The sequence below is a fragment of the Xanthomonas sp. WHRI 6106 genome (genome assembly GCF_040202405.1).
GTDB lineage: Bacteria > Pseudomonadota > Gammaproteobacteria > Xanthomonadales > Xanthomonadaceae > Xanthomonas > Xanthomonas cannabis.
In genome coordinates this window covers 319,499-326,028 of the sequence record NZ_JBEGFC010000005.1, presented here as the reverse complement: position 1 = coordinate 326,028, position 6,530 = coordinate 319,499, and the positions used below count along the sequence as shown (strand labels likewise).

Genomic DNA, 6,530 nt, shown 5'->3' with positions numbered 1-6,530 from the left:
GCATGGATGCCGCCACGGAGCTACATGGACGTACTTGCAGCGTGTCCCGCGATGGTGGGCGGGCAAGGGCCCTGCAGCAAAGGCGCAGATGATCAGCTCTCCGCCTGATCTGTCCGTAGTGAACAATCAGGTTGAGACCCATGCGCTGTGCGCATCGTGATCGCTCGGCTGTCTTCAAGTCTGGTCGAGGGCGCGGTGCCCTCACCGCTCGTGGGACACGCCGTAAACCCGTCCATGGGGGCTCGGTGGCGGCATCCATGCCGCCACACGGTCCCGCAATCGGCGAGGACACCACGCCAGACAGTTGGTTGGGGGTTTTGTTGAAGAGCAAAGGCACCGCGTCGCCAGTTTGCCAAGCGACTGATTGAGAGCCATGCGCACCGACCATCTCGACTGGTCCTTGCCCGCCCACCGTCGCGGGACCCTTGGCGGCATGGATGCCGCCAAGGAGCTACATGGATGTACTTGCGGCGTGTCCTGCGATGGTGGGCGGGCAAGGGCCCTGCAGCCAAGTCACAGCGTCAAGGGCGCGGTGCCCTCAGCGCTTGCAGGACACGCCGTGAATCCGTGTGTCCCTCGATGGTGGGCGGGCAAGGGCGCTGCAGCAAAGCCGCAGCGTCCAACAAAGCAACAGGGCGCGATTTGCATCGCGCCCTGTTGCTTTTTCAACGTCTTGTTTGACCGGTCAACCGATCGCGAATCGATCGATCACCCATCAGCAACAGCGAAACCCGCTCTTGCCGCCGTAGCGTGCATCCTGCCGCTCGCGGAAGAAGGCGGGATAGTCCATTACCGGCTTGTCTGGATGTTTTTCCAGCATGTGGCGCACGTAGTTGTCGTAGTCGGGAATGCCGCAGCACAAGCGCGCGGTCTGGATCAGGCGTCGCCAGATGCGGCGGTGCACCTGATACTGGCTGGCCAGAACGAGTTGGGTGCCCATTACAGATCCGCCATCTGGTGTGGCTGCAAGGCCACGTACGGCGTTTCACGGTCGCTCCGCTGCGGATTGCGGCGTGCGGCGATGATCGTCTTGATTGCGTACACAAGGATCGAAGCCACCACGAACAGGAACAGCACCGTCAGCCCGGTGTTGACGTAGGCGTTGGTGACGATCTGCTGCATCTGTGGCACCGTTTTGGCCGGTGCGGTGATGGTGTTGCTGGCGATGGCGGCCTGGAACTTGTGCGCCTGCGCCAGGAAACCCTGCGCCGGGTTGCTATCGAAGATCTTGATCAACCCCGCGTAGGTCGTGCACAGCAGCAGCCACAGCGCCGGCACGATGGTGACCCAGGCATAGCGGTCGCGCTTCATCTTGAACAGCACCACCGTGCCCAGCATCAGCGCGATACCGGCCAGCATCTGGTTGGAGATGCCGAACAACGGCCACAAGGTCTGGATGCCGCCGAACGGATCGATCACCCCGGTGTAGAGCAGATAGCCCCACAGTGCCACGCACCCGGCGGTGGCGATGATGTTGGCGGTCCACGATTCGGTCTTTTTCAGCGCCGGGATGAAGTTGCCCAGCAGGTCCTGCAGCATGAAGCGACCTGCGCGCGTGCCGGCATCCACTGCGGTCAGGATGAACAAGGCTTCGAACAGGATGGCGAAGTGGTACCAGAACGCCATGGTGTCTTCGCCTGGCAGCAGTTGATGCAGGATCTGTGCGATGCCCACGGCCAGCGTGGGTGCACCGCCGGCACGCGCCAGGATGCTGTGCTCGCCGATATCGCGCGCGGTGGCCTCCAGCACTTCGGGAGTGATCGCAAAGCCCCATTCGGACACCTTGGCCGCGACCGCCACCGTGTCGGTGCCGACCAGCGAGGCCGGGCTGTTCATCGCGAAGTAGATGCCGGGCTCGATGATCGAGGCGGCCACCAGCGCCATGATGGCTACGAACGATTCCATCAGCATGCCGCCGTAGCCGATGTAGCGCATGTGGCCTTCATTGGCGAGCAGCTTGGGCGTGGTGCCGGAGGCGATCAGGGCATGGAAGCCGGACACTGCACCACAGGCAATCGTGATGAACAGGAACGGGAAGATGCCGCCCTTCCACACCGGCCCGTCGCCAGTGGACGCGAACTGGGTCAGCGCCGGCATCTTGAGGTCCGGCATCACCACAAGAATGCCGATGGCCAGGGCCAGGATGGTGCCGATCTTGAGGAAGGTGGACAGGTAGTCGCGCGGTGCCAGCAGCAGCCACACCGGCAGCACCGAGGCGACGAAGCCGTAGCCGATCAGCATCCAGGTGATCTGCTTGGCGGTGAAGGTGAAGGCCGGGCCCCAGGTCGGGTCGGCGGCGACCTTGCCACCCAGCCAGATCGCGCCCAGCAGCAGGATCAATCCCACCACCGAGATCTCGCCGATCTTGCCGACGCGGATGTAGCGCATGTACACGCCCATCATCAGCGCGATGGGCATGGTGGCGATCACCGTGAACATGCCCCAGGGGCTCTCGGCCAATGCCTTGACCACCACCATCGCCAGCACCGCCAGGATGATGATCATGATCAGGAACGCGCCGAACAAGGCGATGGTGCCGGGCACCTGGCCCATCTCTTCGCGCACCAGATCGCCCAGCGAGCGCCCGTTGCGGCGGCTGGACAGGAACAGCACCACGAAGTCCTGCACCGCGCCGGCAAACACCACGCCCACCACCAGCCACAGCAGCCCGGGCAGGTAGCCCATCTGCGCGGCAAGCACCGGGCCCACCAACGGCCCGGCCCCGGCGATGGCGGCGAAGTGATGGCCGAACAGCACGTGCTTGTTGGTGGGCACGTAATCCAGGCCGTCGTTGTTGGCCACCGCCGGCGTGGCGCGGGTGATGTCCAGCTGCATCACCTTGTCGGCGATGAACAGGCTGTAGAACCGGTAGGCGATCAGATAGATCGACACCGCCGCCACCACGATCCACAACGCGTTGATGTGCTCGCCACGCCGCAATGCCACGGTACCCAGGCAGAACGCGGCCAGCAGCGCCAGCGCGCCCCAGGCCAGCTTCGAGAACCCTTTCATGCATATCCCTCAGGAACGATTCACTCAAGGGTCCCCCCGTGCCCGCCTGCGGTCAATGGCAGGGGTCAGCGGCGGGGTAAAACTTTGGTCGTAGAGTTGCCTGCATGCGGCGCTGGCGGCGCCAGCGGGAGGCGTTTGGAACGATCGGTTGCAACGGTCGCGGTTGGGCGCCGCATCCCGGGCACCCATGATGGGCGCACGACACCTTGCACAGGGACACTGCCATGAGCACCACCACCAACACAGCGGCGCATGTGCTGCGCACCATCCACGGCCAAGTGACCTCCGACGGCGCCGGCGTCAAGTTGACCCGCGTCATCGGTACCCCGCAATTGCCGGAGCTGGACCCGTTTCTGATGCTGGACGAGTTCGGTACCGAAAAGGCCGAGGACTACATCGGCGGCTTCCCCAGCCACCCGCATCGCGGCTTCGAGACGGTGACCTACATGCTCGACGGGCGCATGCGGCACAAGGACAACCACGGCAACGAAGGCCTGCTGACCCCGGGCAGCGTGCAGTGGATGACCGCCGGGCGCGGCCTGATCCATTCGGAAATGCCCGAACAGGAATCCGGGCGCATGCGCGGCTTTCAGCTGTGGGTGAACCTGCCGGCGCGCGACAAGATGACCGACCCCAGGTACCAGGAATACGCGCCGGACCACATTCCGGTGGCGCACCCGGCGCCCGGCGTCACGGTCAAGGTGATAGCCGGAGCGGTGGGCGATGTCGTCGGCCCGATCGTGCAGCCTGCGACCAGCCCGGTGTATCTGGATATCGCCTTGGAGCCGAACGTGGAGTGGGATTACCTGCTGCCCAGCGGGCACAACGCGTTTGCGTATGCGTTCGAGGGCGCGGTGGTCGTGGGCGAGGGCGACGCCTCGCGCCCCTTGCCCGCGCAGGAACTGGCGGTGCTGGGCGGCGGCGAGCGGCTGACGCTGCGCGCAGGGGCACAGGGCGCGCAACTGATCGTGGTGGCCGGCCGCCCGCTCAACGAGCCGGTGATGCGGCACGGGCCGTTCGTGATGAACACCAAGCAGGAATTGATGCAGGCGTTCGTCGATTTCCAGGAAGGCCGGTTCTGAGCCCGGCCATCTCATCTAGCGCAGGAGAGGGACATGAGTGATCGCCCGGTCAGCGTCGGCACCACTGCGGTGCCATATACCGTCACCATCCACGACGGCCAGCACCGCTGGCTCGGCGATACCCAGCCGGCCAACGGCGGCGCCGATGCCGGGCCGGATCCGGAATCGCAGGTGCTCGGCGCCCTGGGTGCCTGCACGGCGATCACGCTGTCGATGGTGGCCACACGCAAGCAGTGGCCGCTGACGGCGGTGCATGTGCATCTGCATTACACCCAGCGCGGTGCCGCCGGCACGGCGATCACCCGCGAGATCGTGCTCGACGGTGCACTGGATGACGACCAGCGCGCACGCTTGCTGGAGGTGGCCGACAAGTGCCCGATCCATCGCCTGCTGACTGGCGAAGTGCGCATCGACAGCCAGCTGCAGGCGGCCGGCATGGGTGACCAAGCAACGACGCTGGCAGGCTGACAAACGCTTGCCAGTCGCTCCGGGGAGGCGGTGACGCGATCGGCATGGAACGCGCGATCGCGACGCTGATGCCGATCGCCAGTCGCGGCGCCTTGGCTCAGGGCTGCAGCGGGTAGGTTTTCGCTCGCGCCGGCATGACGCTGGCGCGAAGATGCGCGCACGTGGGGCGATTCGTGGCGGCAAGGCCGGCTGCAGCAGGCCGCCTGATGTGACCTACAGCGCGCCGGGCAAGCCGGCGCGCTGCAAGGTTGCTGTATCGACAGCCAGCAATGCGGCGACGCGCTGCCTCAGCGCTGCAACGCAAGACTGGCCGGCTGCAGATCCATCGACTGCACCAGCGACTGCATCGAGGCCAGTTCCTCGGTGCTGGCGCCGTCGATCCACAGCTGCGCATACCGTTTCTTGCCCAGCTCCACCACGGTGACGCGGCGCGATTCCATGCCGGGCATCTCGCGGCCGCCCAGATCGAGCTTGTACCAGTAGAAATCTTCCTGCTGGATCTGGCCTTTTTCGGCGCGGCGGTCGCGTGCCAGCGTCATGGCCGGGTCGCGGGTGGTGAGCATCACCCCGACGACCTGCCGGCCATCGGCGGTCACTGCCTTGCAGACCAGGTAGTCGGCACCTGCCAGCTCGTTCCACTGCAGGCCGGAGGCGGGCGGCAGCGGTGGGCAGACCGGCGAGGTCTGGGCGTGGGTGGTCGCGGCGGCCAGCAGCAGGCTCAGGCCGACTAGGCAGGATGCAGACTTCATGCAAGGTTCCCCGGGCAGTGGATGATGAGACGGAGCGACGTCGACCCCGTGCCGCTGCATCGCCTCAGGCTCCCCGCCTGGGCATGCCGTCCACTCGACGTGCGCCTACGCCTGCATCACTACCACAGTTTTGCGAGCTGGCTCAAGCCATGTCGCATTTCGGTGTGGCATGGCCTGTGCGGCAGGGCACTTCCATTGCGAGACCTGGTGACGGGCGGCGAAGCGCGCCGCTCGCCGCGCACGGTTTCAAGGGTAATTAACCGGTTTGGGCGCCGGTGTTTGCGGCAGCGGAATGAAGTCCTGGTCGTCGCCCGGGATGGTGCCGAAGCGACCGGCCTGCCAGTCGTCCTTGGCCTGCTCGATGCGCTCCTTGAAGCTGGACACGAAGTTCCACCACAGATGGCGCGGCCCATCCAGCGGCTCGCCGCCGAGCAGCATGGCCTTGAGCGGCGTCCTGGCGCGCAGGCGGCCGCGGGCGCCGGGCGAGGGCACGATCAGGTGGCGCGCCGGTACATCGGCGCCATCCAGCTGCGCCTCGCCTTCCAGGATGTACAGGGCGCGCTCGGCGTGGCCGGCATCCAGGTCGATCTCCGCGTCCGGTGCCAGGTCCAGCGCCACATTGAGCGTGCCGCTGAACACCTGCACCGGCGATTCCTCGCCATAGGCGCGGCCGGCGATCACGCGCAACCAGACGCCATCGCGGCGCTGCTGCGGCAGGCTGGCGGCGGCGTGGTGATGGAAGGCCGGCGCGGTTTCTTCGGCCGAGCGCGGGAGTGCGATCCAGGTCTGCATGCCGTGCAGTGCGTGCTGGCGTGCACGCTCGGGGCCGGGCGTGCGTTCGGAATGGGCGATGCCGCGACCGGCGGTCATCCAGTTGACGTCGCCGGGGCGGATCACCTGATCAGACCCCAGCGTGTCGCGGTGCCCGATCTCGCCGGCCCACAGGAAGGTGACCGTAGCCAGGCCGATATGCGGGTGCGGACGGACATCGATGCCGTGCTCCGGTTCGAGCACCGCCGGGCCCATGTGGTCGACGAAGACAAACGGCCCCACGCTGCGCGCCTGCAAGGTGGGCACGGCGCGGCGCACTTCCAGCCCACCGATGTCATGTACGCGTGGGGCAATCAGAGTGGTCATGGCGGTGGCTCGTGACGGACTGGGAGCCAAAGCGTCGCATGCGCATCAGGTGCTGTGCAGCGCATCGGCCAAGATGGAATGT

General features: G+C 66.2%; 6 protein-coding genes. 2 read left to right on the top strand and 4 right to left on the bottom strand.

The features are described 5' to 3' along the window. Positions 1–715 precede the first annotated feature (715 nt). Positions 716–940: a YbdD/YjiX family protein gene (locus ABQZ09_RS10470; protein WP_005926176.1), complete on the bottom strand. Its 225-nt coding sequence runs from the start codon at positions 938–940 to the stop codon at positions 716–718. After that, positions 940–3,012 carry a carbon starvation CstA family protein gene (locus tag ABQZ09_RS10465; RefSeq protein WP_104581724.1) on the bottom strand — a complete coding sequence of 691 codons (2,073 nt, stop codon included), beginning with the start codon at positions 3,010–3,012 and terminating at the stop codon, positions 940–942. The genes ABQZ09_RS10470 and ABQZ09_RS10465 overlap by 1 nt, the downstream gene beginning before the upstream one ends. Positions 3,013–3,236: 224 nt before the next feature. On the opposite strand from ABQZ09_RS10465, the gene ABQZ09_RS10460 reads away from it, so the two are divergent. Continuing rightward, complete coding sequence (locus ABQZ09_RS10460; protein ID WP_349776832.1) at positions 3,237–4,094, top strand: pirin family protein; 858 nt, start codon at positions 3,237–3,239, stop codon at positions 4,092–4,094. A 33-nt stretch (positions 4,095–4,127) separates the two neighbouring features. Continuing rightward, on the top strand, positions 4,128–4,562 hold the full coding sequence (locus tag ABQZ09_RS10455) for an OsmC family protein (RefSeq protein WP_184387951.1): 435 nt from the start codon (positions 4,128–4,130) through the stop codon (positions 4,560–4,562). 287 nt (positions 4,563–4,849) lie between these two features. On the opposite strand, the gene ABQZ09_RS10450 is transcribed toward ABQZ09_RS10455, so the two are convergent. Then, positions 4,850–5,311 (bottom strand): hypothetical protein, encoded by a 462-nt coding sequence (locus tag ABQZ09_RS10450; RefSeq protein ID WP_184555383.1) that lies wholly within the window; start codon positions 5,309–5,311, stop codon positions 4,850–4,852. A 246-nt stretch (positions 5,312–5,557) separates the two neighbouring features. Next, positions 5,558–6,448: a pirin family protein gene (locus tag ABQZ09_RS10445; protein WP_349776831.1), complete on the bottom strand. Its 891-nt coding sequence runs from the start codon at positions 6,446–6,448 to the stop codon at positions 5,558–5,560. Positions 6,449–6,530: the final 82 nt, after the last annotated feature.